Consider the following 26,390-nt stretch of genomic DNA (forward strand, 5'->3'; position numbering starts at 1 on the left):
CCTACCGGACGCGACCACAGCCACATCGAACACGCACGGCAAAAGACCGCCGTCTACGCTTCCTCTTCACTCGGTCGACCGCTCGAAGTCGGAACTCGAGTGCCCCTTGGTGTTCGAACGGCTACCACTGCGTCCGCGGACACGTTCATGTCTACTGTCGGTCCCGAACTCCTCATCCGCGCTGTCGCCAGCGAGGTATCGCTCAGCGTCGCCGAGAGAACCAGTTTCGAGCAGTAACTCGAGTCGTCGTTCGAACTCCGCATCGGAGAGGTCACCGTCGGCGTACCTGACCCGGAGCCGCTCCAGTGCGTCTTCGGGTTCGTCGGAGGCGTGGGCCTCTACGTCAACAGCGGTGCCCGACTCGGGTGTGGGCGCAGGTGGAGTGAGCGCCGAGATGAGATCGCGGAGCAAGTCACCACCAAAGACGAGCACCATAATCCCGAGAATGACTGCGACCGACGAGTCGATCACGACGAGCGCGACGAACGCCGCAAGCAGTGCAACGAGAAGGAAAGCAACTGCTATCTGTGACGACCGACCCGTAGCCTGCGCTTCGCTCATACCATCCTGTTCGGAATACAACAGTAAAATCCCACCGTTCGTGTGACAGTTCCGTCCACCGCTGGTTGTGATGCAGTTTCCCGGTGGCTGGATACCAACTCCACCCCCATCCATAGCAGCAGTTATTAACACAGTAGTTTAAAATAATAATCTGGCGTAGCAGGTGCTGATGTACAAGTGCGTCATCGTCGGTGGCGGTATCCACGGCACCTACTGCTGCCAGCGACTCCTCCAGGACACAGATCTCACGGACGACGATCTCTGTATCGTCGATCCACACGAGCAGCTACTCGAGTCGTTCCGACAGAAGGCTCGCGCCTGCGATATGGAGGCACTGCGATCGACGTTCGTCCACCACGTTGGGACCGATCCGTTCGGTCTGGAGAGTTTCGCAGAGGCGCGCGACCGGGAAGACGAACTCCTGCCGCGGCCGAGCTATCCACGTCGCCCGTCACTGTCGCTCTTCCTCGACTATGCCGCGTTCGTCATCGATCGGGCGGCTCTCGACACCCGCCACCAACAGGCGACGGTCACGTCGATCCGCCGCGACGGCTCGAGCGGCCCTCTCGTCGTCGAAACCACTGATCGGGCGGACCGAACCAGTTCGATTCGCACCCGAACCTGTGTCCTCGCGATCGGTCCCGGCGACCGCTATCGGCGACCGGCGTGGGCCGACGGTGTCGAGTCGATATCGCACGTCTGGGACGACGACTTCGACCCCATCCGGGCCAGAAGCGAGGACCAAGAGACGATCGTAGTTGGCGGTGGCATCACCGCAGCCCAACTCGCACGCTGTCTCGCTGAGCACGATGGTGAACCTGCTTCCAGGACCGCCGAGAGCGCCGATACCACACTCCTCTCGCGACACGACCTCGAGACGGCCGCCATCGAAGCCGACCCACACTGGATCAACTGGAACTACATCGAGCGCCACCTCCATCGCCATCCACCGGGGTCGAAGGCGCGATACGACACGATCCAGGCAGCACGAAACGACGGGACGATCCCGCCAACGGTAGCCGACCAACTCGAGTCGGCCGTCGATGCGGGCTCGCTGCGACGCCGACAGGGAACGGTTCGCTCCGCTCGGACGGTCGAGGGACGCGTGCGGCTGCTGCTGGCCGATGGTGGCTGTCTCACCGGTGACCGCGTCGTGCTGGCGACCGGCTTCGAACCGGTGTTCGATCACCCCTTCGTCGACCGGCTTGCACAGGCGTTCGAACTCGAGTGCGGCCACCGCGGCGTCCCGGTCCTCGACGACGAGACACTCGCCTGGATACGAACTGACGGCACTGAATCCGCACTGTTCGTCACCGGTGCGTTAGCGGCGGGAACCGTCGGCCCGTTCGCAGCGAACATCGCCGGTGCCCGACGGGCGGCCGACCGGTTGACCGCGTCGGTACCGGTGGCTGCCGAGACCGCCAGCGACGGGGAGCGCATGGACACTGCGACCCACACCGTTTAGTACGTCTGATCAGTATTGTGTTCTATGAGCAAGATTAACCCGTCGGAGCTGGATGAACACCTGTCAAACGGGGCAGCGCCGTACGTCCTCGACATCCGCCCCCGAAAATCGTACCAGCGCAGCCACATTGAGGGCAGTCAGAACGTCCCTGTCTACAACGACCTGCGCCGCGGAGACGACACCGAACTCCGCCAGTCGCTGTCACAGATTCCAGCAGATGAGACCGTCGTCACGGTCTGCAAAGCTGGCATCGTCGCACGGAAGGCGACCGCCGCACTCGAGGAGGAGGGCTACGAGGCAGTCACGCTCGCCGGTGGGATGCGACGCTGGAGCGGCTATCAGAACGGGTCGTTCGGGTATCGACTCACCTCGTTCGTCCGGCGCGCGCTTCCGTGACTCTCCCGTCGGCTGCCTCTCCAACGGACGCTATGCACGAATGTGCATCACGAACCAAAGCCGAAAGCGTTTTTGAGCACGGTTGCGGGGTTTCAGGTGATGACCGCCTACACCGCGACGGTGACGGTTCGACTCAAACACGGCGTCCTCGATCCCGAGGCCGAAACCACGAAACAGGCCCTCGAACGCCTCGGCTTCGAACTCGACTCGCTGCGCTCGGCCGACCGCTTCGAGATCGATCTCGAGGCGGACTCGAGTGAAGCCGCGCGCGAGCGTGCAGACGAGATGGCAGAACGGCTGCTCGCGAATCCGACCATCCACGACTACGACGTGGAGGTCGACGAACGGTAGATGACCGTTTCAATCACACTGATCGAAACCGCCGGTCACACCACCGAGGGGTGTCGACTGTGACGGTTTCGATCATCAGGTTCGGCGGCTCGAACTGCGACCGCGACGCCGAGCGCGCCCTTTCCCACCTCGACATCGACGCCGAAATCGTCTGGCACGAGGACGGCCTCCCGGCGGACACCACGGGCATCGTTCTCCCCGGCGGCTTCTCCTACGGCGACTACCTCCGCGCGGGCGCGATGGCGGCTCGCTCACCGATCATGGCCGAAGTCCGCGACGCCGCCGCCGACGGCACGCCTGTTCTCGGCGTCTGCAACGGCGCGCAGGTCGGCTGCGAGTCCGGTCTCACCGACGGCGCGTTCACGACCAACGAGAGCGCCCGCTTCCAGTGTGAGCACGTCTATCTCCGCGTCGAGCGCGACGACACGCTCTGGACCGCCGCCTACGACGAGGGCGACGTCATCGAGATCCCGATCGCTCACGGCGAAGGGCGCTACGAAATCAGCGAGGAGCGACTCGCCGAACTCGAGGACGACGACCGCGTGCTCTTTCGGTACTGCGACGAGGACGGTGAACCGAGCGCCGAGGCGAACCCGAACGGCTCGAAGCACAACGTCGCGGGAATCCTCGGCGACCGCGAGACCGTCGCCGTGCTGATGCCCCACCCCGAGCGCGCGACGCTCCCCGATGTCGGCCCGACGGACGGGCAGGGCGTGCTGCGCGGCTTCGAATCGGCCTGACAGACGAGGTACCATTATCACTGCGGACGACGTTGGGCCGTCCGTATGGACCCGAAAATCACGCTCGTTACGCTCGGCGTCTCCGATATCGAGGACTCGATCCAGTTTTACCGGGACGGACTCGGGTTCCCGATGCGCGAGCGCGACCCGGACGACGATGTTGCGTTCTTCCCACTCGAGGGAACATGGTTGGCCATCTACCCGCGCGATCTTCTCGCCGAAGATGCCACCGTTTCGGACGATGGGAACGGGTTTTCCGGCGTTACGCTGGCACACAACGTCTCCTCGAAGACGGAAGTAGATACGATTCTGGAACGAGCGGAAGACGCCGGTGGACGGGTGGTGAAGTTAGCACAAGAGGTCTTCTGGGGCGGCTATTCGGGTTATTTTGCGGACCCCGATGAACACCTCTGGGAAGTCGCGTATCCGCCGCTCACCGAGGAGTGATACAAGAACAATCTCCGAGAAGAACGAGTCGCTATCGAGTCAGCGGCTGGTTAAAACTCCGCTCGCGCTCCATCACGACCTCCCACGTCCGCTCGCACTCACAGGAGACCTGCTCGAAGACCGACGGGTCCTGTCGCAGGTCGAAATCTTTGATCGCCTTCTGGACGAGGTCGTCACACTCCTGGCAGTTGTGCGGCCCGCGGTCCGAACCGTGACCGACCGGGTCCGAGACGACGATGGCGTCGATATCGGCGGTCTCCTCGAGTACGTGTGCGACAGACCAGAGCCACGGCGGCCGGTAGCCGTCGTTGAAGTAGAGGTCGTCGACCATCGTGTAGCGCTGGACGTTACACGGGTTCATCGAGACGGTGTGACAGCCCTCGACAGCGGCACAGCGTTCGACAGAGGAGATCATGTCCTCGACGGCTTCGGACTCCGTGAGGAAGGGCGGCTTCATCAGGAGGTAGGCCTTGATGCCAGCGTCGGCCGTCGCGCCAGCCTCCTCGTCGGCGGCGGCAGCCTCAGCGCAGGCGTCCTCGAAGTCCGCGAAATCGAAGTACTTGTTGACGCAATCGTGGCGCACGCGATCCGTGGCCGTCTCGAGGCCGATTGCGACGTCGGTGTCGACGCCGTGCTGGGTGAAGTCGCCGATTTTCTCCCGGTCGACGAAGTCCGGCAGGGATTCGACGACCATGCGCTCGCGGTCGGCGAAGGTGTCGGCGATCGCGCGTCGAGTTTCCGCACCGACCTCGCGCTCGTCGAGGAAGGAACCGGAGGTGTAGATCTTGATGAGGTCGGCCGGTTCGTCCCCGTTTTCCCGTTCGTGCTCGAGGCAGACGTCGATCTGGTTCATCAGGGCCTCGTGGCTGACGCTGCCGCCGTCGACACTCTCGGCGACATAGCCACACATCGTACAGCCGCCGGCGCGCGCCCACCGGCAGCCGCCGGTGTTCAGGATGATCGTCAGGCTCTGCTTGACGCCAGTGGGAGTGTTGTCCTCGTCCAGCCAGACGCGGGTCGGCTCGTGCGGATCGTAGCTCGCCTCCTTGCGCGAGCGAATCTCCCGCATCACTTGATTGTGGGCGTCCATGCCCTTGCCCTGCTCGTAGACCTCGGGCGTGGGTTGACTCATTGGGAGGACAAAGCGGGCCAGCGCCTAAAGCGCCTTCGTCTGGACCTGGGGCCACACACGCCGTAAAATAGAGCCGACCGCGAGCCGATGCAGGGCGACTCAGAGTCGCATCTCCCGCGTCTCGACCGCGTCGCAGGACGGACAGACGAATCGGTACTGGACACGACTACCCGACGAATTGACCTGCCACCCGCCGCTCTCGTCGTGGAACCCACACTTCCGGCACTCGAGTTCGGCCTCGTCGAACTTCGCCCGGAGTCGGTCGAAGGGGGAGCGATAGGTAGACATGTGCTATCATAGCACACGAGATATCTTAACGATTGGGGTCACTGGTTAGCGGCGAGACTGATTAGAACGATGGAAATAGGGACTCTAGCGGACGATACGGATCTCGGAGGTGCGGACACAACACACATCAATCAACCGTATATAGCAATACCAAATTGACTGCACCGATTTGAAGGCGACCTACGGAACCAGCGCTTACTCGGCTGTAGCCCGTAGTTAGCGTCCCAAACTGTGGTTGACGGTCCTCGGCGTTTATGTGGGGCGCGGTGATAGCCGCCTCCATGTTCGAGTTCGCGCCACCGCTTCAGCTCGCCGGTGATGGGTTCCTGTACTGGGCGATCGTCTTCTTCGTCCTCGCAATCATCGCAGCCGCGGTCGGTGCCAGGGGTGTCGCCGGCATCTCGATGGAAATCGCACGGATCTTCGTGCTGGTGTTCATCGTGCTGGCGATCGTCGCGCTCCTTCTGTAGCGTGCCGGTTTGATCGCTCCACTGGCGGGACGACCGCCGCCAGCAGCGCAGCGACTGTCGAGTACCAGATCGTGATTCGAGCGGTGCGTAACCAAAACTGGTTTCGGATGAGTGTGAACAACTAACAGGACAGCCATCCAAGTAACTTGGGAAGGATTATCATGACCGAAATTGGTGGTTTTCAGGACCGAGTCGCTCGAGTCGATCTGTCCGAGAAATCGGTAGCATACGAGTCGATCGACGAGGACGACGCTCGCAAGTATATCGGCGCACGCGGCCTCGGGGTGAAGTACGTCTTCGAACAGGGTCCGGATGTCGACCCGCTCGGGCCGGACAACCTGCTCGCATTCATGAACGGCCCGCTCTCAGGGACACAGGTGACGATGAGCGGTCGTATCGCCGTCTGTACGAAGTCACCCCTGACCGGCACCGTCACTGACAGCCACCACGGCGGCTGGTCCGGTGCACGCCTGAAATGGGCCGGCTTCGACGGCCTCCTCTTCGAAGGCGAGGCCGACAGCCCGGTCTACGCCTACATCGAGGACGGTGAGGTCGAACTCCGCGACGCCAGCGACCTCTGGGGGAAGGGCGTCCACGAGACGCGCGACCAACTCGAGGAGGAGGTCGACGGCAGCTACGGAAAGAACCTCTCGCTGATGGCGATCGGTCCCGGTGGCGAGAACGAGGTCAAGTACGCCTGCATTATGAACGAGGACGACCGCGCCTCGGGTCGCGGTGGTACGGGCTGTGTCATGGGGTCGAAGAACCTCAAGGCGATCGTCATCAAGTCGACGACGAAGATGCCCCAGCCCGCCGATCAGGAGACGTTCCGTGAGGGCCACCAGCAGGCGATGCAGGCGATCACGGAGTCCGAAGTCACCGCGCCGAACGAGGGCGGCCTCTCGATGTACGGCACGAACGTCCTGATGAACATCGGCGAGGAGATGGACGGGCTGCCGACGAAAAACGGTCGCTACACCTCGACTGAGGCTATGCGCGATGCTGAAGGCGTCGACATCGACGCCGAACGCGTCTCCGGGGAGAACGTCCGCGAGAACATCCTCGTCGACGAACCGACCTGTCACTCCTGTCCGGTCGCCTGCAAGAAGGAAGTCGAGGTGCAGGCGATGCACAAGGGCGAGGAGATGAACGTCCGTACCGAATCCTACGAGTACGAATCCGCCTACGCGCTCGGCCCGAACTCCGGCCACACCGACCGCGACGCCGTCGCACTCATGCTCGACCGCTGTAACGACATGGGCGTCGACACCATCGAAGCGGGCAACATGATGGCGATGGCCATGGAGATGACCGAGGAGGGCAAACTCGACGAAGGGGAACTCGAGTGGGGCGACACGGAGACCATGATCGACATGATCGAGCGGATCGCCCGCCGCGAGGACGACCTCGCGGACCTGCTCGCGGAAGGACCACGACGCGTCGCGGATCGCAAGGAGGCCCACGACAACTCCCTCGCGGTGAAGGGCCAGACCATTGCGGCCTACGACCCGCGCTGTATGAAGGGGATGGGTATCGGCTACGCCACCTCGAACCGTGGGGCCTGTCACCTGCGCGGATACACGCCGGCAGCAGAGATTCTGGGCATTCCCGAGAAGGTCGACCCCTACGAGTACGAGGGGAAGGGCGAACTCACCGCCGCCTTCCAGGACCTCCACGCCATCAGCGATTCGTTCGACATCTGCAAGTTCAACGCCTTCGCGGAGGGGATCGAGGAGTACGTGCTCCAATACAACGGCATGACTGGCCTCGACGTCAGCGAGGAGGAACTGCTCGAAGCCGGCGAACGCATCTACAACTTAGAGCGCTACTACAACAACCTCGTCGGCTTCGACGGCGCTGACGACTCGCTCCCGGCGCGTTTCCTCGAGGGCGAGGACGGCATCCCCGGCCAGGGCGCGAGCGAGGGCGAGTTCTGCGAACTTGGGGAGATGAAGGAGGAGTATTACGATCACCGTGGCTGGGTCGACGGCGTCGTGCCCGACGAGAAACTCGAGGAGCTCGAGATCGAGATCGGTCCGGGAACGGGCGTCTCCGCTGGCGATTCGGCGGCACCGGCGGACGACTGACTCCTTCTGCGGTTTTCGGAGCCCGGATGACTGCAGTCGTGGGTTGGCTCTCTTGTCCTGTCCGGTGTGGTATTGCAGCCGCTCTGGAAGCAGGTCACACACGCACAATCCGAGCTGCAGATCACACGCGCACAACCCGATGCTGCTATACCAGCCCCGTCCCAACCACGGATAGACGCACGATGATGGCCACGACCCACGCCCTCGCCGGGCTCGCGCTCGCCGCCGCCATCGCGACCGTCTCCCCCGCGTTCGGCACCGTCGCCGCCGTCGCCGCGATTCTCGGCGGCCTCTTTCCCGATTTCGACCTCGCAGCAGGCCATCGTCGCACGCTTCACTTCCCCGTCTACTACTGGGTGCTCGCCGCACCCGCGTCCCTCGTCGCCGTTTTCGCACCGAGTGACCTCACCGTCGTACTCGCAGTCTTTCTCGTCGCCGCCGGCCTGCACTCCGTCATGGATCTCTTCGGCTGCGGACTCGAGTTCAAGCCGTGGCTCGGCACCTCGGATCGGGCGGTCTACAGCCACTATCACGGCCGGTGGCTCGCGCCGCGGCGCTGGATTCGCTACGACGGCGCGCCGTCAGACCTCGCACTGGCGGCGATGCTCGCGTTTCCCGCGCTGTTCGTCTTCGACGCGAACGCGACGATCGAGACGGCGGTCGTGGTGTTGCTCCTGATCTCGATCGGCTACGCCGCGCTCAGACACCCGCTGGCTCGATTGGGAGAGTGGCTGCTAGCACGGCTCCCAGCGTCCGTCGTCGCGATGGTCCCGGAGTGGATCGCGTCGGCCGGCGAGCAGCGACGGTCCGACCAGCAACGGCGGGAGCAGTAGCTACGACGCACCTTTTGGTTCGTAGACAGTCACCCGAACGCAGCCACTGCAGCCACTGACTCGAGTGCACCCCCTGCACGCCGAGCAGCCACTGCATCAGTTCTAACGAATGCCTATCTACGACAGGAGCCTGTACGCTCCAGTGGAGGTCGCGACCATGACAACACCAGACACCCAGGAAGAAATCGAACAGACACTCGGTCAGGTACCGAGCTGGATGGAACACATCGCAGCCCCCGCAGGCGACCACAGCTGGGGGCTTTTCCGAGATCTTACCCTCGGCGAGACGGAGCTCTCGCCGCGCGAGAAGGGACTCATTGGCGTCGGTGTTGCCGCCGCCATCTCGTGTCCGTACTGCACGCACTTCCACCGCGAGGAGGCGCGGCTGGCCGACGTGACCGAATCCGAACTCGAGGAGACCGTCTCACTCGCCAGTTTGACCCGCTACTTCTCGACGACGCTGCACGGCAACGAGATCGACATGGACGAGTTCGTCGCCGAGACGGCGGACATCGTCGATCATCTCAAAGAGCAGGAGGCAGCGGCTGCCGGTGCTGACTGAGTCGAATAGTGGTGGTCTGTGAGCGGGGTGACTTGGCGGACTCGCGGTAACTCGAGTGCAGCCCGACGCAACTGGCGGCGGCCCATCCCTGTCGTCGCCAGCCGAGTCGTATAAGAGCGGCCAGAGATCAGAGCCAGTTACCGCCCAATAAGCACCGGCTCCCGAATCTCGAACGCCGTCTCGAACTCCCCCTCACGGTCTTGCCGGCGGCCGATTCGACGCACCTGTTCCTCGTGTGCCCGCCGAACCGCTGCCGTCTCTCGCTCGGTCAACTCGAGTTCCTCGCCGAGGTCGTCCCAGTGACCCCAGTTGACGAGGAACATCTCGCGGTCGGCATCGGTGTAGGCACGCTCGAACTCGCGGCGGTAACGCTCGCGTCGCGGTGCGAGAAGTGTCTGCGCTCGGTCGACGAGGTCGGGCAGGCGCTCCGGTGGGACGCTCGCTTTGGCGGCCGTGAGCAGGAGGATCTGGCCCTCTATTAGATCATCGGTTTCGGTCATCTAGCCACCCGCACGCATGGCTTTCTGAGCGAAGTTTTCGACGAGTTTCTCGAGGTTGGCGGACTCTTGCCCTTCGAAGACGACGGTCACCTCAGTTAGCGTGAGCGTCGGCCCGATCTGGACGGACTCTGAGGTGAGTGTCGCTTGCCAGGAGTCACCCACGACGGTTGGCGATGTGCCGTCGCGGGGGGCATCGTGGTCGTGGTCGTAGTCGTGGTGGTCGTCGCGTTCGTAGTCGGTATCCACACTGTCGTGATCGGGTGTGCGTGTGGGCGTGGGCGTGGCCTCGGCTGCCGATTCGACGCGCTCGCCGCCGAGGTTTGTCAGATACCGAATCGCGAGCCGCTCGGAGATGCCCCGAAAGGAGCGTTCGATACGGCGGGTCATACGGATTATGTACTCGCAGCGATCATAAAGGCGCGTCGGCGATCCGCTGTCCATGCCGCTGTCGCACTAGAGTAGCGCTCTGAATCCCACGACCGAGAGCACGCCCGCACACAGCGCGAGCAGAATGCTCTCGGTGCGCCACATGACGACCAGAACGACGACCGCAGCGCCCCACTCCGCCGGCCCGCCGTTCACGAGTTCCGGACCGAGCACGGCGATCACGATCGCACCCGGGAGGACGTTCAGGCCGGCTTCGAGTCGCTCGCTGAGTTCGAAGCGGCGGACGATCCAGATGCCGCCGACCTTGGTGAGCACCGTGACCGCAGCCATCGCGAGGACGACGCCGACGACGAGCGGATCGAGCGACAGCGCGTCACTGATCATAGCGGATCACCTCGACAGCGGCCGCTGCGAGGCCGCCGAGTAGGATGTACCATCGACCCGGGACGAGTTCTGCGGCGACGATGGCGACTGCGAGTGCGACGGTCCACGGGACGAGCGAGGATTTTCCCTCCCAGAGTTCGGCGGCGAGTGCGAGGAAGACGGCCGCGAGGATGAAGTCAAAGCCGTACTCGGTCGGGTCGCCGACGACGCCGCCCGCGACGGCACCGATGACGGTCGCGCCGACCCAGAAGAGCCAGACGGCGAAGCCGCTGCCGAGCAAGAACGCGCCGTATCCGGCCCCCGACCGGAGATTTCGCATCGTCAGCGCCCAGTTCTCGTCGGCCATGACGAAGAGGCTGCCATACACCTTCGCCGGCGAGAGGTGTTTGAACCACGGCTGGAGTGCTGCACCCATCAGCGAGTATCGGAGGTTGATCGCGAACGTCGTGACGAGCACCGCAGCGATCGGAATCGGATCAGCCCAGAGTTCGATGGCGACGATCTGTGAGGCCCCGGCGACGACGGTCGCGCTCATCAGCGCGGCCTCGGCGACGCTCAGACCGGCCTGGCTGGCGAGCACGCCGAACGCGATGCCGTAGCCGCCGACGCCGAGTGCGACGGGAAGACAGGTGAGAAAGCCGGTTCGAACGCCTTCCCAACCGAACGTGACGGTTTCGGGATCCGGCGTCGGATTCTGGCCCGTGTCGGCAGTGGAGACGGGACTCGGATTGGAGTCAGAATCGGACTCGGGACCAGAGTTCGCGTCGGTGTCCGAGTCATATCCGTACTCGAGTTCAGCCGCCGCGGAACCAGACTCAGCTGTCGGCTCCGTTCCAGGTACGGTCTCCGACTCGTCCGCACGCGCTGTCGTATCCGTCGCATCGGTAGTCTCTCGATCAGATCGCTCCTCTGTGGAATACACGTCGGTCTCTGGGTTCCGATCCATTCGATCACTCTTCGCTATCTCTCGGCGGACCGATGCGTAAAGCGTTCTCGGAATCGCCGGCCGGCGTAGCCGTATACCTTCGGGCGTTGAAAGCAGACAACAGAAAATTTCGTGGGCAGTCTACAGGCGGAGCAGGCCGAGTGCCTCGGGGTCGTACGGAAATCGGAGATTTCCGTGACTGAGCGGAGCGAAGCTCCGCGATGTCCGCGAGACCTTCGGTCTCGCTTGATGACGAGACGCGAAGCGTCTCGAACCACTTGACCCCGAGGCGGTTCACTCGCTACCGCAGTAACACGGCGTGAACTTGCTCACGGTTGCGGCCGTCCACCGCCCGCGACCGGCGGGAACACGGATACCACGTCGCCGTCTTCGAGTTCCGTCTCCGCTCCCGCCATATGCGTCACGTCCCGTCCATTCTTGAGTACGCTCAACTGCGGGCGAATCTCGTCGGACTCGAGTAGCTGTCCGTCGAGGCCGTCGTACTGCGACTCGAGGTCGGCGAGGACGTCGCCGACGGTTGCGTCGTCGTCGACGGTTCGGGTTCGTTCCTTTTCGCCGACGGCTTCGCGGTACGTCGCAAAGAAGCGGAGTGTGAGTTCCATACGCGCTAATTGAGCGGATTCGACATAAGTTCGGCGTCGGTGGCGAGATGGCGGTCGTCTGTAGTAGCCACTGAAAGTCAGTGCACATCTGATCGCCAGACGGATCGGCGATCAGTGTGGAACCCGTTTCAGTTGTTACTATGATCGCGAGACGAGAACGTGAGCGTGCACGCAGGTGTCGGCTCAGCGTTTATTCGCGTCCGTAGGGAAATGCAGGTATGACAACCGAACGTGACCGAACGCGACGGCGGCTACTCGGAACGGCTGGCGCGACGATTTCGGCGATGCTCATCGCGGGCTGCGGGGACACTGCGCCGGAAGACGAGGATGGCGAACCAGAAGCCGAGGAGGGGACTGGAAACGGGCAGGATATCGAAGACGAGGATGACGAGGAGGATGAGGACGGAGACGAAGAGGCCGGAACCGATGTGACGGACGACGAGAACGGTGATGAGGAGAACGGTGAGGACGAAGCGGGTGCTGATGAGGACGACGGCGAGGACGAGGACGAAGACGAAAACGGGAACTGAACAACACCGACCCAGACGGTCACCACAGTCCGATAGTCACCATCTCAGTTCGGATCGAACGGCGTAATCGAAATCGACTGTGCGATCGTCGAAATCCGAAGCACGGCAGCCGCGAGCAACGCAATCGGGAACAGACCGAACAGCAGCGTTGCCGTCACGATCGTCGTCGACGCTCCAGAGAGCGGTGCACCACCATCGTACCCGCTGAGATGAACGAGCGAACCGCCAGCCAGCGCAATCGCCGGCAGCCCCGCGTGAAGTACCCCGCGTCGGGTGACACGGGGCGTCTGTGTCTAGTCCGCCGTGGACGCAACAGGCTTTAATTCCGCTCGCGCTCGACTCTGTGAGTCTTGCGCCGACGTTCCGATGTCGGTAACACCCGAAGCAAAAACTGCTCCGTGAGCGTCGGCCCCTTCACACAGGCCCGATGCCGTCCGTCTCACCTTCCACACTCGCGGAAGGGTTTTGAGAGACGGCACATTTACATCGTGGTCAGCAACCCATTCTTGCGCCACACACACCGCTGCCTTCCTATCCGAGTGGTCTTGAAACCCACAGGACTTGCACTTGAACCGCTTCCGACGACGATTCGCTCGCTCCGTGTGCAAACACTCCGTGCGAGGGCACCGCTGGGACGTGTACTCGGGGTTCACGTCATCTGAGGGAACACCGTTCCATGCAGTTTTGTACGTCACCGTGTCGCGGAGCGCCGCGAACGGCAGTGAGTGTAAGCGGCGGTTCATCCGCGTGCCGTAATCGAGTGAGTCTCGCATGTCTTTGAGGTCTTCAAAGACGAGTACCGGGTCGTTGAATTGGGAAACCCATCTGGTTACGTCACGGGATACTTTGTGGAGGTGGTCGTGAACGAAGTCCCGTTCCTCTGTGCGGACAACGTTCTCGAACGCTGTTTGACCGACCTTTTGCATCCGCTTGCGCTTCGTGAAGAACTCATGACGAATGCGCTTGATCTCAGGGTATTCGATGACCACCGAGTCGAGCACATCTCCTGTGTCTCGATTCATCGCGGCGAGTGCGACGCAATCCTCGTTAATGTCCACTCCAACAACCGTGCCAGCATTGTCTGGAGGTGCTACAGTACGGCTTTTATGCGTGACTGAGACGTGGAGTCGCCACTCGTCGTGTTTGTACACGAGTTCAGCTACACCTACTCGCCACGCATCAGAGCGAAGTGCAGTTTTTACTTGTTCAAGGTGGTCTGGACTGCCTCGAAGCACGCCTTTGACGTAGTTGTACGGTTTGTAGCTGATTCGGAACTGAATGTCTCCTGAATCGTCCACGGTGAGGGCGTAGCCCTCGTTGTGGTTCATCCGTAGGGGATACGTTTCGTGGATGTACGGGTATGGTCGGCCCCACTCGTCGTCTTTGTGGTCGTGGTACGTCTCAAGCTCTTTGAGAGCTTTTTTGACGAGAAGTTGCGTGGTGTTTTTGACGTGGTAGGAGTTGTCCACAACGGTGTCGTGGATATCGTTCCAGTCCCAGCCTTCTTTGTCGAGTCGGTTGACTTCGTTGCGGACCCGTCTGGCTTCGAGACAGCCTTCGTGCAAGTTGTCAGAACTACCTGTTTGGAGGGTGAGTCCAAAGGAGAGTGTCTGGGTTAGTCCTGCATCTTGCACAATAATTTAATTGTCGTTAATTGTTGTAAAGATGGCGATTTGTCGGCATTCACCCACGGGTCAGGTGACCCGTGGTACTCTGCCTTGACCGCGTATAGACCAGCAATCGCGACAGCCGCGAGAGTTCCTGCTGAATGTACATCGAGAGAAAGTAGTACCGCGCGATGTCGAGGAACTCGAGTGCGACCACAGTCTGGGCAAGTCGGTCGTCGGTGTGAGCGGAACTCCTCGCAGTATGGGTCGCCTGAATCGAGTAGAGGTCCTGTACATAGTCGAGATAGCGGACGGGGTAGATGGCGAGGACGACGTTGCGGAGACTGTCGTCATCGGAGCCGAGACGTGCTGAAACACGGTCGGTGTGTGCCTGTAGGCGCTCCCGAACGGCGAGTAATGACTCCTGAAACGGTGTCTCTTCGGGGGCGTCGGTGCCGAGTTCTGCGGTCGTCCTGTCGAGATCGGCGATCGCCGCTCGGAGGAAGCCGGCGGGTGTGAGCGAGGCAGCCGAGCCGTTCGTCGCGCTGCGGTGGAAGGCGAGTGTCTCGCGGATCTCACGCTGGAGTTCGCCCGGTGTGCCGAAGTCACGCGAGATGACGAGCTGGTTGATCGAGACGACGACGGTGATGAGTGTGATGTTGCCGGCGACGAGGCTGCCGAGCAGGTAGTACAGCGGCGAGTGATTCTCCCGAACGGGTCCGAACCCGGCGATGCCGGCGATTATCGAGAGGAGAGCCAGCACGACAACGGCGACCAGAAGTCGGTTCCCTGTCAGGAGTAGCCACCGAGTGAGTACGCCACGACTCTGGTCCGTCATTGAGCGATCTAACGAGTGGGCCAGACGCACAAGTAGGTACGGGGAGAGGGCTGCAAGTCACGGATCCGAAGCGACAGACAGCGGTGCGTCTGAACAGTGATAGACCGACAGCGGTACGTCTGAACAGCAAGTGTCAGCCGTATCCGTGCGCGAGAAGTCGCCCGAAACTCGTCAGGAGTGCTCAGACGTCGACGTACTGGTTGACCCACTCCTGACGGCGTTGTAAGATCCGTCGTCCTTTCGGTGTCAGTGCGTAGTAGTTCGTCCGGCGGTCGAGTTGCCCCTTCTCGACGAGTTCTTTCTCGACGAGTGTATCGAGATTCGGATACAGCCGTCCATGAGTGACCGGCTGGTCGATATACCGATTGATATCGTCGAGAATCTCTTGGCCGGACGGTCGATCCTTCCCTGCGATTACGTACAGCAAATCACGCTGGAATCCGGTTAACTGATCCATGGATCATCCTCTGAATTGCAACCTTCATCCATTCGTGGCTTTGTTATAGAGCCTGTACGACCACTGAGGAAGGCAGAACGGACTGCATAGCCTGCCGTCCGCCGATTTAGCCCCCGATAGATTCGAGTGTGTCATCGCTCACTCCGTGACGCCGTGTTTTTGCCAGACTGCGCCGTACCGGTTGGTATGCCGACCGATCCGCTCGCCTGGGAAACCACCGACCGAGAGGTAGCGTACACCTGTCCGGGCTTCGATATCGTTAACGAGTCCGTTCGCCTGCCCGATGGCACCGAAACCGACTTCGACTACCTCTCCGAACCGCCAAGCGTCTGTATCCTCCCGTTCACAGCCGACGGCGATGTCGTCTGCATCGACGAATGGCGACAGGCAGTCTCCCGCGTCAACCGTAGCCTCCCCGTCGGCGGTACCGAACCCGACGACACCGACCTCGAGGCCGCCGCCCACCGGGAACTCCGCGAGGAAACCGGCTACGAAGCCGACCGCATGGAGCCACTCGTCACCGTCGAACCCGCAAACGGTATCGCCGACTCGGTCCTGCACGTCTTCGTCGCCGAGGGCTGTCAGCCAACGGCCGAACAGGAACTCGACCACAACGAAAGCATCCGCGTCGAGCCGGTCGCCTTCGAGACGGTACTCGAGTCCCTGCTGGCTGGCGACGTTCGCGATGGGCGGTTGGCGCTTGCGGTGTCGTACTATCAGCTTCGGGAGGGTGCCGACTAGCGAGCAGACCAAGAATCGACTTGCACATCTCGTGTGCCTTCCGTACGACCGTCGCTGTCGCTACTGTACTCGAGTCCGGGTCTGTCTGGACGTCTGGCCGTCTGGCTGTCTGGCTGTCTAGCTGTCTAGCTATCTGGCTGTCTGAATGTCTGAATGTCTGACTGTCTGGCTGTCTGTCCGGGTGAGCGATCAGTCTCGAATACGCAGTGTCGATATGGCGTCTAGTGTGCGAAAAAATGCGACCGCAGGCCCGGGCGCGCCGATGGCACGCCGAGGCCGAGTCCAGGTGGGTGTCTGGGTTGTGTCCGTGTCGGTGCGGTTGCGTTCAGCGGCTCCCGGGCGGGAGCGCTGGCGTCAGCTTAGCCCAGGATTGCGATGGAGTTCTGGTCGTCGTTGTCGTTGTCGTCGTCGAGACCGTTGTCCTCGTCGGTGTCATCATCGTCATCGTCCATCTCATCGTCGTCATCCATCTCGTCCTCTTCCTCAGTCAGGTCTTCGAGGTCGGACGCGTCACCGAGCGTGACGGTCTCTGCCGTCGCGTCGCTGATCGAGATTGAGGATGCGCTCGCGTGCGAGACGGTCTCCTCGTCGGTCATGTCGTTCTCATCGTTTTCGTCGTCAGCGACACCGTTCTCGTCATCTGCGTCATCCTCGCCGTTTTCGTCGTCGACAGCGCCGTTATCCTCGTCGGCCATGTCGTCGTCCTCGTCATCGACGCCGTTCTCGTCATCGTCGACACCGTTGTCCTCATCGTCGACACCGTTCTCTTCGTCATCTGCTTCGGTGTCGTCGGTGTCGTCATCGTCGGCCTCCTCGAGTGACTCGATCGTCATCGAGTCGATGGTGACCTCGTCAACGTCGAACTGCTCGATGGTCAGCTGCTCGAGTTCCTCACCGTTTGCGTCGTCTTCGTCGTCAGCGACGCCGTTATCGTTCTCATCGTTTTCGTCGTCGACGCCGTTGTCGTCATCGGTGGCGTCATCGTCAGCGGCGTCGTCGTTGTCGTCAACGCCGTTGTCCTCGTCATCTGCCTCGTCGTTCTCGTCGTCATCGTTGAAGATGCCGTCGAAGAAGTCACCGATCTGGTCGAGGACACCGTCGTCATCCTCGATCTCCAGGTTGTCGATCGTCATCTGATCGACATCCATGGTTTCGATGGTGAGTTCGTTGACGGTCAGTTCGTCAGCATCCTCGTCGAAGAGGTCGAACTCGTCGTCCGTGGCCTCATCGTCGTCAGCGGCGTCGTCGTTGTCATCGACGCCGTTTTCGTCATCGTCGACACCATTGTCCTCATCGTCCGCGTTGGTGTCGTCGTTGTCGTCAACGCCGTTGTCCTCATCGTCGACGCCGTTCTCATCATCGGCGTCAGCGTCGTCATCCTCGTCCATTTCCTCATCGTCCATCTCGTCTTCCATCTCATCTTCATCGAGTTCGAGGTCCTCGATCGAGACGTCCTCGAGTTCGAGCTGCTCGATCTCGATGTCAGAGATCATCACGGACTCGGCGTCGTCGTCAGTTTCGTCGTCAACGCCGTTGTCCTCATCATCGACGCCATTGTCGTCAGCGGCGTCGTTATCGTTCTCATCGTTTTCGTCGACGCCATTGTCGTCAGCGGCGTCGTCGTTGTCATCGACGCCGTTATCCTCGTCATCCGCTTCGTCGTTCTCGTCCAGTTCCTCTTCGAGTTCTTCAGCATCAACGTCGAACTGCTCGACGTTGAGCTCCTCAATGGTGGCATCCTCGATCGTGACGTCATCGAGGTCGAGTGTGCCTACCTGTACGTTCTCGAGTGTTGCGCTCATGTCTCCGGTGTCGTCCTGCGCTGCAGGTGCCGTCGCGCCGGCGAGGGCAGGACCCCCCGACAGTGCGACCAGCAGTGCGACGAAGACGACTCCGAGTTGTTGTGGTCGTGAAACCATGCGGACTGACATACCGCCTACTGTTGGCTAAAACGAGCCGACTGTTACAGGCTTATCGCAGCGAAAAGTCCAGTTAGAATTCGTGCAATGGTCGCTAATCACTCGTTCATCACATCAGTATCCCATCACATTTTCAGCGGCGATTTCGAGCAGCCGTTTGAACTGAATTGCGTTTGTGCCTGCGGCTGCCACTTGATTATTGGAACCACTCATTTACTGGCGATCAGTACCTCTCCGATGACTGTACTCAACCGATGACCGACACGAGTGCGGATTGTTCCAGTGATGGTGTAGTGGTGTGGTGATGTGACGACGTGGTACTCGAGTAGCGTGAGCCAGTTGGCCTGGCTCGCGGACAGCCACAGGGTGTGAGTCGGCAAGCAGTGTGAGACGGAAGGGACAGGACAGAGGGTGGCAAGGAGAGGAACCACTGCAAGCCACTGCAAGTCACTGTCCACATGATCGCACGACAGCGGTACGACCAGTGTGAATACTGTGTGTGGGTACAGCCGGGCCTATCGCACGGACGGACTGCTAGGATAGAGGGACGGACACTGGCTGCGGATTGGAGGCCAAAAAATAGCCGGCAACTGACCAGCAAACCGACCGAGAGGCGGTCGGTGTCGTTTGGCTGGCTGGTTGTTTATCGTCTCGGTTCCGGTTTTGGTTTCGCTTTCGCCTCCTCGTTCGCGTTAGACGGCGAGTGCGTACTCTTCGTCGTTGTCGTCGTAGTCGGCATCATCGTCGTACTCATCGTCGTCATCGTCGAGTCCGTCATCATCGTCGAGTCCGTCGTCACGTTCGTCATCGTGGTCGTCGTCGATCCCGGTCGCTTCGCCGACCGAGAAGCTGTCAGCAGTCGCGTCACCGACGGTGATCGACGAGACGTAGAGTGATTCGATGGTCACTTCGTCCATGTCATCAACGCCGTTGTCGTCAACGGCGGTTTCATCGTCATCGATGCCGTTGTCGTCGAGTTCAGTGTCGTCAGTATCGTCGACACCGTTGTCTTCGACGCCGTTGTCGTCATAGTCGTCGGCATCGTCAACGCCGTTCTCCTCGTAGTCGTTCTCCACAGCGTGGTCGTCGTCGGCGTGGTCGTCCTGTTTGTCGTCGTGTGTCTCATCTACCGCGTTCTTGTCGTCGTACTCGTCGTCGTGGGCGTCTTTGTCATCATGAGCGTCGTTGTCATCGTACTCGTCATCGTGAGCGTCTTTATCGTCGGTTTTCTCGTCGTGGTCCGCGCCGTCATCGTACTCCGCGTGCTCGTCAGTCTCCTCGACGTTGCACTCGGTCACTGCCTCGTCACCGTCGTCGACAGCAGCGTCGTTCTCGTCAGTTTCGTACTCGTCGTCGGTCTCATCAGGTGCTGCTTCCTCGTCGGGTTCGTCGAGTTCGTCGTCGGTGTCGACGCCGTCGTCCATCGTGTCGTCGATGGCGCTGACGGTCATCGATTCGACAGTGAGTTCGTCCACGGTGAACTGCTGGATCGTAAGTTGGCTGATTTCGTGGACGGCTTCCTCGGTGTCGTCGACACCATTGTCGTCTAGTTCGGTGTCGTCGGTATCGTCGACGCCGTTCTCTTCGACACCGTTGTCGTCATACTCGTCGTCAGCGTCGTCGACACCGTTCTCGTCGAGTTCGTCATCCTCGTACTCGTCGTTGGCGTCGTCAACGCCGTTCTCTTCGAGGCCGTTCTCATCGTAGTCATCGTCATCGACGCCGTTCTCGTCATCCGCTGCACCGCAGCATGCACCGGTGTCCTCGTCGTCGGTTGCCTCGTCATCGTCTGCCAACTCGTCGTCCTCATCGACCATCTCGTCATCCGTATCGACAGCAGCCTCGTCGTCATCCATCATTTCGTCATCGTCTGCCAACTCATCGTCGTCCTCATCGACCAGTTCGTCGTCTTCGTCATCCACTAGGTCGTCATCAGTTTCGACGTCATCCTCTTCGTCGACACCGTCGTCTAGCTCGTCATCGGCCATCTCGTCTTCGACGACGAGTTCGTCGATGGTGAGCTGTGCAACGGTCATCGACTCGATGGTGAGTTCCTGGACGACGAGTTCGTCAGCGTCCTTGTCGAAGAGGTCGTGGTCGTCGGTGTCATCGACGTCGTTCTCCTCGAGACCGTTCTCATCGTACTCATCGTCCTCCACGCCGTTGTCGTCATATTCGTCATCAACGCCGTTCTCGTCGTACTCGTCGGTGTCGTCGACACCGTTCTCGTCAACGCCGTTGTCGTCGAGTTCATCGTCGTCGACGCCGTCATCGTCGACCGCCTCATCCTCGTCGACAACAACGTCCTCATCTGCCTCGTCCTCGACATCCTCATCCATCATTTCGTCGTCGTGCTCGAACTCGACGTCCTCGATGGAAATGTCGGTCAGAACGAGCTGCTCGATCTGGATGTCGGAGATGGTGACGTGGTCCATCTCGTCGGCGTCGTCGACACCGTTTTCTTCAACCTCGTCGGTGTCGTCAACGCCGTTTTCGTCGTAGTCGTCATCCTCGACGCCGTTATCTTCGACGCCATTATCATCGTATTCGTCATCGACGCCGTTGTCGTCATACTCGTCGTCAGCATCGTCGACATCGTTCTCGTCGAGGCCATCATCCTCGTACTCGTCATCAGCATCGTCGACGCCGTTCTCGTCGTACTCGTCGTCAGCGTCGTCAATACCGTTCTCATCGTCGAGCCCGTCGTCATCGTCTACACCGGGCTCATCGGCCCCTACGTGCTCATCTCCAAGCAACGCATGAAGCTGCTCGTCGTCAACATCGAGCTGTTCGACAGTCAGCTCCTCGATCGTCGCCTCTTCGATCGTGACTTCGTCTAACTCGAGTGTGCCTACCTGTGCGTTCTCGACCGTCGCGCCCATGTCTCCATCCTCAGTGTCGTCCGCGGCTGGTCCCGATCCGCCGGCGAGGGCAGGACCCCCCGACAGCGCGACCAGGAGCGCCACGAAAACGACACCAAGTTGCTGTGATCGTGAAACCATGCGCTCGGGGCTTCCCCACGCGAGCGGCTAAAACAAGCTGACTGTTTCAGTCATGTCAGGATGGAAATGACAGTTAGAAGCCCTGCAATCGTCGCTAATGACTCATTCATTACGACTCGCGTGACTGTCATCAGCTGCGAATGTCGTCGCCTGAGACGTGCCAGTCCGTTCGCGAGAACACGCTGATCACAGCTGGCCAGACACCAGCCGTCGAAGCACTCCCGGCCAACCCGCTGTCAGCAAACGCCCGGAGAACGGAACGTTTACCGGTTCGCTCGTCAACACACTGTCGATGCGTGAGTGCTTCGAAATCCGGGAGACCGACGCTGGCGGCCGGCTCGGCGAACTGACCGTTCCACGAGCCGACACCACCGTCGAAACGCCCGCCCTCCTGCCGGTGATCAACCCGAATCTGGACACGATCAGCCCCCGTCGGCTCGCCGACGAGTTCGGCGCTGAAATTCTCATCACGAACTCCTACATCATCCACGGCACCGACGATGTCCGCGAGGAGGCACTCGAGAAGGGGCTCCACGACCTGCTCGATTTCCCGGGCGCGATCATGACCGACTCGGGCTCGTTCCAGCTCGCCGAGTACGGCGACATCGACGTCACGACGGAGGAAATCCTGGAGTTCCAGCACGCGATTGGCTCGGATATCGGTACGCCGGTCGACATCCCGACGCCACCGGACGTGCCTCGCGAGCGGGCCGAGGAGGAACTCACGACGACACAGGAACGCCTCGAGGCCGCCGAAGACGTCGACACGGGCGAGATGCTCGTCACCGCACCCGTTCAGGGATCAACCTATCCGGACCTCCGGGAGGAGGCGGGTCGTCACGCCGACGCGACCGACCTCGATGTCTTCCCTGTTGGCGCGGTCGTCCCGCTGATGAATGACTACCGCTACGACGACGTGGTCGACGCCGTCGCCGCCGCAAAGCGCGGCCTGGGTGCCGACGCACCGGTCCACCTCTTCGGTGCCGGCCACCCCATGATGTTCGCACTCGCCGCGGCCATGGGCTGTGACCTGTTCGACTCCGCAGCCTACGCTCTCTACGCGCGCGATGATCGCTACCTCACCGTTCGCGGCACTCGGAATCTCGACGATCTGGAGTACTTCCCGTGTTCCTGTCCCGTCTGTGCCGCCAACTCGCCGGCCGACATTCGCGATCTCCCGGACAAGGAGCGTGAAAAAGAACTCGCCGCTCACAACCTCCACGTCACGTTCGCCGAAATCCGCCGGATCAAGCAGGCCATCCGCGCCGGCACCCTGCTCGAACTCGTCGAACAGCGCGCTCGCGCTCACCCGACGATGCTCGACGGCTACCGGGCGCTGCTCGACCACGCGGCGGCACTCGAGCAGACGGATCCGGTTTCGAAGGGCGCGTTCTTCTACACGTCCCACGAAAGCGCGCGCCGCCCCGAGGTGCTGCGCCACCACCAGCGACTCGACCGGCTTTCAGTACCGGACTCGCTGCTCCTGACGGAGGGTGATTCCCCGCGAGGTGACGAGTTCGACGACTCCTGGCGCGTCGAACCGCCGTTCGGACCGTTCCCGCGGGCACTCTCGAAGAGCTACCCGCTCACAGCAGAGGTGCCGGATCGGACCGATCGTGCGGCACTCGAGGCCGCTGCAGACGGCGTGACGCGGCTGGTCGAGGCGAACACGGACACCGAGTTCACGCTGGCACACCGGGGCTGGCCCGCGGGGGTACTCGAGTCGGTACCAGCGACAGTCGAGCTGGTGGATCTCGACGCCGAGTGATGCTCGGCAGTCCGGTCCGCTGCTCTTCGACGACCGGACCAGACCGTATATTTCATCGAGGTACAAACGTCCGCTGTGCGCGAACGCTCCCGGAACACGGTGCGCCTCGGCGCGATACTCCTCGTCGGGGCCGTGGTCATCATCGGCCTCGCCGGCCTCTTCGTCGTCGACGCCGGCTCGACGACACCACCACCCGCCGAGTTCGACGACACTGTCCCCGTCGGACTCACACTCGAGGACGAGCGCGGCCTCGACGACGCTGTCTCCCTGCCGCAGGCGCAGGTGTTCTACTCGCAGTATCAGTACGTCGTCGGCTACTACGGCGTCGAAACCTTTCTCGGCGAGCGCCAGCAGGCCGGCCACGAACAGCAGTTCGGCCACCCGCTGACGGTGTACGTCTCCGACTACAGCGACACCGCACTCGAGTTGCGTGCTGACGGATACCCGATCCCCGAGCAGTCACCCGGCTGGACCGACGCCGAGACGGCGTGGTTCGTCGTCGACAGCGACGCGCAGACGCCGGCGGGCGACACCGTGGTCCCGTTCAGCGAGCGCGAGGATGCCGAGATGTTCACTGATGAGCACGGCGGCAACGTCTCCGACTGGGAGTCGGTACTCGAGCAGTCGTTCGAGCGGGACGATGCGACGGTCGCTCGTGATCGTGTCGACGACCACCACCAGATGGCCAACGACCGACTCGAGGCCGTCGATTCGTACGCCGAACGGCCGCCGTCGGTCGTCGCCGGCGAGGAGACGGAGACGATCCAAGAGGCGATCGATCAGGCACCGGCGAACACGACCGTCGTTGTCCCCGAGGGAACCTACGAGGAGACACTCGATATCGAGCGGCCGATGACGCTTGCTGGTGAGGGTGAGGTAACGATTCGTGGTGACGGCAACGGCACCGTAATCACCGCTACGGGGGCGGATGTCGGAATCCAGAACCTCGCGGTCACCGGCGTCGGCAACCAGACGCAGGGCGGCGAGGAGCTCCCCATCGACATCGACGAGGACGAGTGGGATGCAACCTTTGCGACGTACTACGCCGGCACTGACGCCGGGATCGGTGCCTACGGTGCCGACAACCTCCTCGTGTCTGATGTCGAAATCGAGACGCCGGCGAGCGGGGTGATCGGCTACGACAGCACGGATGCCGTCGTCAGGAACGTCTCAGTGACGGGTCCCGAGGATCCGTCTGCTGGCCTCGCAGGTATCTTGCTGTTTCAGTCGTCGAGCGTCGTCGAGGACTCGACCGTGCTAGGGGGGAAGAACGGCATCTACCTCTACCGGTCTCCGGAGACGGTTCTCCGGTCGAACGAGGTAGTCGACAACGAAATCGGCGTTCATCTGATGCACACGAGTGACACGCTGATTGACGGGAACGAGCTCCGCGGCCATCTTGTCGCTGGAGTCGACGTGATGACCGGTCCCGAGCGAAACGCGATCGTCGAAAACGACGTTCGGGACAGCGATACCGGGTTCAGTATCGGGGGCACTGAAACGTACGTCGCATCGAACGTCGTCGCCGACAACGAACTCGGCCTACGCGTGGAGACGACCACCTCGTTCTACGAAGGCAACGTTCTCGCCGGCAACGCCGTCGGTGCGGACGTGACGGCGATGCTTCCGACGAATCGTGTCGTCGGCAACGACTTCGTCGAGAACGACGAGCACGCGACGACCACGTCCGGGCCGCTTCGCATCTGGAGCGACGGCGAGAGCGGCAACTACTGGCAGGGCGGGGCAGCAATCGCGGGCGATGCTTCCGGAACCCACGCCGACCGCTCGTATACGCCGACAGATGCCGTCGACGAACGACTCCACCGCACCGACGGCACACAGACGCTCGTCCGAGCGCCGGCACTGCAGGCGCTCGCCGGACTCGAGGGCTCGGTTCCGGGTATGCGGACGGGGAGCATCGTCGATCAGACGCCAACCTGTGAGCCAAACAATCCGGAATTACTCGATCGAACCGGCTGGGCCGACTCCGCCTGGTCGTGTGCCGACGCACCCATTTCGACCAATGACTGACGAACTATCGCAATCGACGTCACCGCAATCACCGGTCTCACCAGCAGAATCAGTGCCTGAATCAGGATCGGAATCGGAATCGGAATCTGAATCTGAATCGGGGTCCGGGTCGGAGTCAGAGTTAGAGACGGAATCGGAATCAGAACCTGAGTCGACACAGAGACCGGTCCTCGAGGCGGCGGGACTCGACCACGAGTACGGAGCGGTCTCCGTTCTCGAGGATGTCTCGGTCACGCTCCAACCAGGGACGGTCACAGCGCTGATCGGTCCGAACGGATCGGGAAAGACAACCCTGATTCGCGCGCTGGCAGGCCTCCACGAGCCGACCGCGGGAACAGTCGCCTACCACGGCCCCGATACGGCGCGCCAGATCGGCTACCTTCCCCAGCAGCCGTCGTTTCGTCCCGGATTCACCGTCATCGAGACGCTCCGGTTCTACGCGTCGCTCGTCGGCACACCCAACCCGGAGGAAACGGCACGCGCACACCTCGACCGGGTCGGTCTCGCCGACGCGGCATCGCGTCCGGTCGACGCGCTCTCCGGCGGAATGACGCGCCTGCTCGGCATCGCACAGGCGACGATCGGTGATCCGCCGGTCGTCATCCTCGACGAACCCGGAAGCGGGCTCGATCCGGGAATGAGTATGCACGTGTTCGACGTTGCGGCGGAACTCGCAGCAGACGGGATGGCAGTCCTCCTGAGTTCACACGACCTCGAACTGGTCGAGCGTGTCGCCGACGAGGTGTTGCTCCTCGACGACGGCGAGATCATCCAGCGCGGCTCGACTGCCGACCTCAAGAGCCAACTGGACGCAGACTCGCTGTGGGACGTCTACCGGAACGCGACGGGCGGCGACACTGACACGGTTACTGTACAGGGTGACTCAGCATGAGCGACGAGAATCAGACGCAGGCACAGCCACAGCCACAGGCACAGAGCCAGAAAACCACCAGTACCAGTACCAGTACCAGCACCAACACCAACAGCGCCACCCATCCCGGAACGAAACACATCCTCAAAACCATCATCGCACGCGAACTCCGAACGATCGCCCGAACTCGACCGTTCTACCTTCTCGCCCTCGCGCTCGCCGCCGTCGTCCTCGGCGTCGCCTGGACCGGCGGCGGAATCCGTGCCGGATACGTCCCAACCGCCGTCGATCTCCTGACGCCACTCGAGTTACTCGTTCCCGTCGTCGCCGTCGCGTTCGGCTACCGTGCCGTGCTCGCCGACGAACAGCGCGGCGAACTCGACGTTCTCGAGACGTATCCAGTCTCGAGTCGGTCGATCGTCCTCGGTGTCTACGTGGGGCGGGTGATCGGACTCCTCGTGGCGATCGTCGTCCC

Annotated in this window: 28 protein-coding genes; 15 read left to right on the plus strand and 13 right to left on the minus strand. The window is 61.9% G+C overall.

The window, feature by feature from the left end; translation table 11 throughout:
- Nucleotides 1-66 precede the first annotated feature (66 nt).
- The gene (locus tag C483_RS14425) at nt 67-561 is read right to left on the minus strand and encodes an SHOCT domain-containing protein (RefSeq protein ID WP_006654101.1); all 495 of its coding nucleotides are present in this window, start codon (nt 559-561) and stop codon (nt 67-69) included.
- Between the two features lie 169 nt (nt 562-730).
- Between C483_RS14425 and C483_RS14430 the strand changes: the two genes are divergently transcribed.
- The 5 genes from C483_RS14430 to C483_RS14450 all read left to right on the plus strand — a co-directional run bounded on the left by C483_RS14430 (nt 731) and on the right by C483_RS14450 (nt 3,960).
- Entirely contained in the window at nt 731-2,026 is a 1,296-nt protein-coding gene (locus tag C483_RS14430; protein WP_006654102.1) for an FAD/NAD(P)-binding protein, read from the plus strand.
- A gap of 24 nt (nt 2,027-2,050) precedes the next feature.
- On the plus strand, nt 2,051-2,422 hold the full coding sequence (locus C483_RS14435; RefSeq protein ID WP_006654103.1) for a rhodanese-like domain-containing protein: 372 nt from the start codon (nt 2,051-2,053) through the stop codon (nt 2,420-2,422).
- Nucleotides 2,423-2,521: 99 nt separating this feature from the next.
- The gene (purS, locus tag C483_RS14440; RefSeq protein WP_004215112.1) at nt 2,522-2,773 is read left to right on the plus strand and encodes a phosphoribosylformylglycinamidine synthase subunit PurS; all 252 of its coding nucleotides are present in this window, start codon (nt 2,522-2,524) and stop codon (nt 2,771-2,773) included.
- A 59-nt stretch (nt 2,774-2,832) separates the two neighbouring features.
- A complete protein-coding gene (gene purQ, locus C483_RS14445) occupies nt 2,833-3,513 on the plus strand; it encodes a phosphoribosylformylglycinamidine synthase I (protein WP_006654104.1) in 681 nt (226 codons plus the stop codon).
- Nucleotides 3,514-3,558: 45 nt separating this feature from the next.
- Complete coding sequence (locus C483_RS14450) at nt 3,559-3,960, plus strand: VOC family protein (protein WP_006654105.1); 402 nt, start codon at nt 3,559-3,561, stop codon at nt 3,958-3,960.
- A 31-nt stretch (nt 3,961-3,991) separates the two neighbouring features.
- Here C483_RS14450 and C483_RS14455 read toward each other — a convergent pair whose 3' ends face one another.
- Together C483_RS14455 and C483_RS14460 are read right to left on the minus strand one after the other, a co-directional pair.
- On the minus strand, nt 3,992-5,092 hold the full coding sequence (locus C483_RS14455) for an archaeosine biosynthesis radical SAM protein RaSEA (protein WP_006654106.1): 1,101 nt from the start codon (nt 5,090-5,092) through the stop codon (nt 3,992-3,994).
- Between the two features lie 99 nt (nt 5,093-5,191).
- Complete coding sequence (locus C483_RS14460; protein ID WP_004215107.1) at nt 5,192-5,380, minus strand: HVO_0649 family zinc finger protein; 189 nt, start codon at nt 5,378-5,380, stop codon at nt 5,192-5,194.
- A gap of 281 nt (nt 5,381-5,661) precedes the next feature.
- Here C483_RS14460 and C483_RS14465 point away from each other — a divergent pair, with 281 nt between their 5' ends.
- The 4 genes from C483_RS14465 (at nt 5,662) to C483_RS14480 (ending at nt 9,332) form a co-directional block, all read left to right on the plus strand.
- Nucleotides 5,662-5,850, plus strand: a complete 189-nt coding sequence (locus tag C483_RS14465; RefSeq protein WP_006654107.1) for a DUF1328 family protein — start codon at nt 5,662-5,664, stop codon at nt 5,848-5,850.
- Nucleotides 5,851-6,011: 161 nt separating this feature from the next.
- Nucleotides 6,012-7,937, plus strand: coding sequence for an aldehyde ferredoxin oxidoreductase family protein (locus tag C483_RS14470; protein WP_006654108.1), 1,926 nt, complete (start codon nt 6,012-6,014; stop codon nt 7,935-7,937).
- Between the two features lie 182 nt (nt 7,938-8,119).
- Nucleotides 8,120-8,770 carry a hypothetical protein gene (locus tag C483_RS14475; protein WP_049912735.1) on the plus strand — a complete coding sequence of 217 codons (651 nt, stop codon included), beginning with the start codon at nt 8,120-8,122 and terminating at the stop codon, nt 8,768-8,770.
- A 157-nt stretch (nt 8,771-8,927) separates the two neighbouring features.
- Nucleotides 8,928-9,332: a carboxymuconolactone decarboxylase family protein gene (locus tag C483_RS14480; protein ID WP_049912755.1), complete on the plus strand. Its 405-nt coding sequence runs from the start codon at nt 8,928-8,930 to the stop codon at nt 9,330-9,332.
- A gap of 137 nt (nt 9,333-9,469) precedes the next feature.
- On the opposite strand, the gene C483_RS14485 is transcribed toward C483_RS14480, so the two are convergent.
- The 5 genes from C483_RS14485 to C483_RS14505 all read right to left on the minus strand — a co-directional run bounded on the left by C483_RS14485 (nt 9,470) and on the right by C483_RS14505 (nt 12,151).
- Nucleotides 9,470-9,832: a hypothetical protein gene (locus C483_RS14485; protein WP_006654111.1), complete on the minus strand. Its 363-nt coding sequence runs from the start codon at nt 9,830-9,832 to the stop codon at nt 9,470-9,472.
- Complete coding sequence (locus C483_RS14490; protein WP_006654112.1) at nt 9,833-10,219, minus strand: hypothetical protein; 387 nt, start codon at nt 10,217-10,219, stop codon at nt 9,833-9,835.
- Nucleotides 10,220-10,285: 66 nt separating this feature from the next.
- Nucleotides 10,286-10,603, minus strand: a complete 318-nt coding sequence (locus C483_RS14495) for an AzlD family protein (protein WP_006654113.1) — start codon at nt 10,601-10,603, stop codon at nt 10,286-10,288.
- Nucleotides 10,593-11,549, minus strand: coding sequence for an AzlC family ABC transporter permease (locus C483_RS14500; RefSeq protein WP_006654114.1), 957 nt, complete (start codon nt 11,547-11,549; stop codon nt 10,593-10,595). The genes C483_RS14495 and C483_RS14500 overlap by 11 nt, the downstream gene beginning before the upstream one ends.
- Nucleotides 11,550-11,857: 308 nt before the next feature.
- A complete protein-coding gene (locus C483_RS14505) occupies nt 11,858-12,151 on the minus strand; it encodes a ubiquitin-like small modifier protein 1 (protein WP_006654115.1) in 294 nt (97 codons plus the stop codon).
- A gap of 218 nt (nt 12,152-12,369) precedes the next feature.
- Between C483_RS14505 and C483_RS14510 the strand changes: the two genes are divergently transcribed.
- A complete protein-coding gene (locus C483_RS14510) occupies nt 12,370-12,681 on the plus strand; it encodes a hypothetical protein (RefSeq protein ID WP_006654116.1) in 312 nt (103 codons plus the stop codon).
- A gap of 293 nt (nt 12,682-12,974) precedes the next feature.
- On the opposite strand, the gene C483_RS20055 is transcribed toward C483_RS14510, so the two are convergent.
- The 3 genes from C483_RS20055 to C483_RS14525 all read right to left on the minus strand — a co-directional run bounded on the left by C483_RS20055 (nt 12,975) and on the right by C483_RS14525 (nt 15,583).
- On the minus strand, nt 12,975-14,315 hold the full coding sequence (locus tag C483_RS20055; protein WP_006654118.1) for an RNA-guided endonuclease TnpB family protein: 1,341 nt from the start codon (nt 14,313-14,315) through the stop codon (nt 12,975-12,977).
- A gap of 49 nt (nt 14,316-14,364) precedes the next feature.
- Nucleotides 14,365-15,126 carry a hypothetical protein gene (locus C483_RS14520; RefSeq protein ID WP_006654119.1) on the minus strand — a complete coding sequence of 254 codons (762 nt, stop codon included), beginning with the start codon at nt 15,124-15,126 and terminating at the stop codon, nt 14,365-14,367.
- A gap of 181 nt (nt 15,127-15,307) precedes the next feature.
- Nucleotides 15,308-15,583: a PadR family transcriptional regulator gene (locus C483_RS14525; protein WP_006654120.1), complete on the minus strand. Its 276-nt coding sequence runs from the start codon at nt 15,581-15,583 to the stop codon at nt 15,308-15,310.
- A gap of 186 nt (nt 15,584-15,769) precedes the next feature.
- Between C483_RS14525 and C483_RS14530 the strand changes: the two genes are divergently transcribed.
- Nucleotides 15,770-16,324, plus strand: a complete 555-nt coding sequence (locus tag C483_RS14530) for an NUDIX hydrolase (RefSeq protein ID WP_006654121.1) — start codon at nt 15,770-15,772, stop codon at nt 16,322-16,324.
- A 359-nt stretch (nt 16,325-16,683) separates the two neighbouring features.
- On the opposite strand, the gene C483_RS14535 is transcribed toward C483_RS14530, so the two are convergent.
- Together C483_RS14535 and C483_RS14540 are read right to left on the minus strand one after the other, a co-directional pair.
- Nucleotides 16,684-18,243 (minus strand): hypothetical protein, encoded by a 1,560-nt coding sequence (locus C483_RS14535; RefSeq protein WP_006654122.1) that lies wholly within the window; start codon nt 18,241-18,243, stop codon nt 16,684-16,686.
- Between the two features lie 692 nt (nt 18,244-18,935).
- On the minus strand, nt 18,936-21,245 hold the full coding sequence (locus C483_RS14540) for a hypothetical protein (RefSeq protein WP_006654123.1): 2,310 nt from the start codon (nt 21,243-21,245) through the stop codon (nt 18,936-18,938).
- A 292-nt stretch (nt 21,246-21,537) separates the two neighbouring features.
- Here C483_RS14540 and tgtA point away from each other — a divergent pair, with 292 nt between their 5' ends.
- The 4 genes from tgtA to C483_RS14560 form a co-directional block, all read left to right on the plus strand.
- Nucleotides 21,538-23,013, plus strand: coding sequence for a tRNA guanosine(15) transglycosylase TgtA (tgtA, locus tag C483_RS14545; protein ID WP_049912737.1), 1,476 nt, complete (start codon nt 21,538-21,540; stop codon nt 23,011-23,013).
- Between the two features lie 75 nt (nt 23,014-23,088).
- Complete coding sequence (locus C483_RS14550; RefSeq protein ID WP_006654125.1) at nt 23,089-25,044, plus strand: right-handed parallel beta-helix repeat-containing protein; 1,956 nt, start codon at nt 23,089-23,091, stop codon at nt 25,042-25,044.
- Nucleotides 25,037-25,936, plus strand: a complete 900-nt coding sequence (locus tag C483_RS14555; protein WP_006654126.1) for an ABC transporter ATP-binding protein — start codon at nt 25,037-25,039, stop codon at nt 25,934-25,936. The genes C483_RS14550 and C483_RS14555 overlap by 8 nt, the downstream gene beginning before the upstream one ends.
- A partial coding sequence (locus C483_RS14560) for an ABC transporter permease (protein WP_006654127.1) occupies nt 25,933-26,390 on the plus strand: 458 nt, incomplete at its 3' end. The genes C483_RS14555 and C483_RS14560, both read left to right, overlap by 4 nt.

Source organism: Natrialba hulunbeirensis JCM 10989, from assembly GCF_000337575.1.
GTDB classification, from domain to species: domain Archaea; phylum Halobacteriota; class Halobacteria; order Halobacteriales; family Natrialbaceae; genus Natrialba; species Natrialba hulunbeirensis.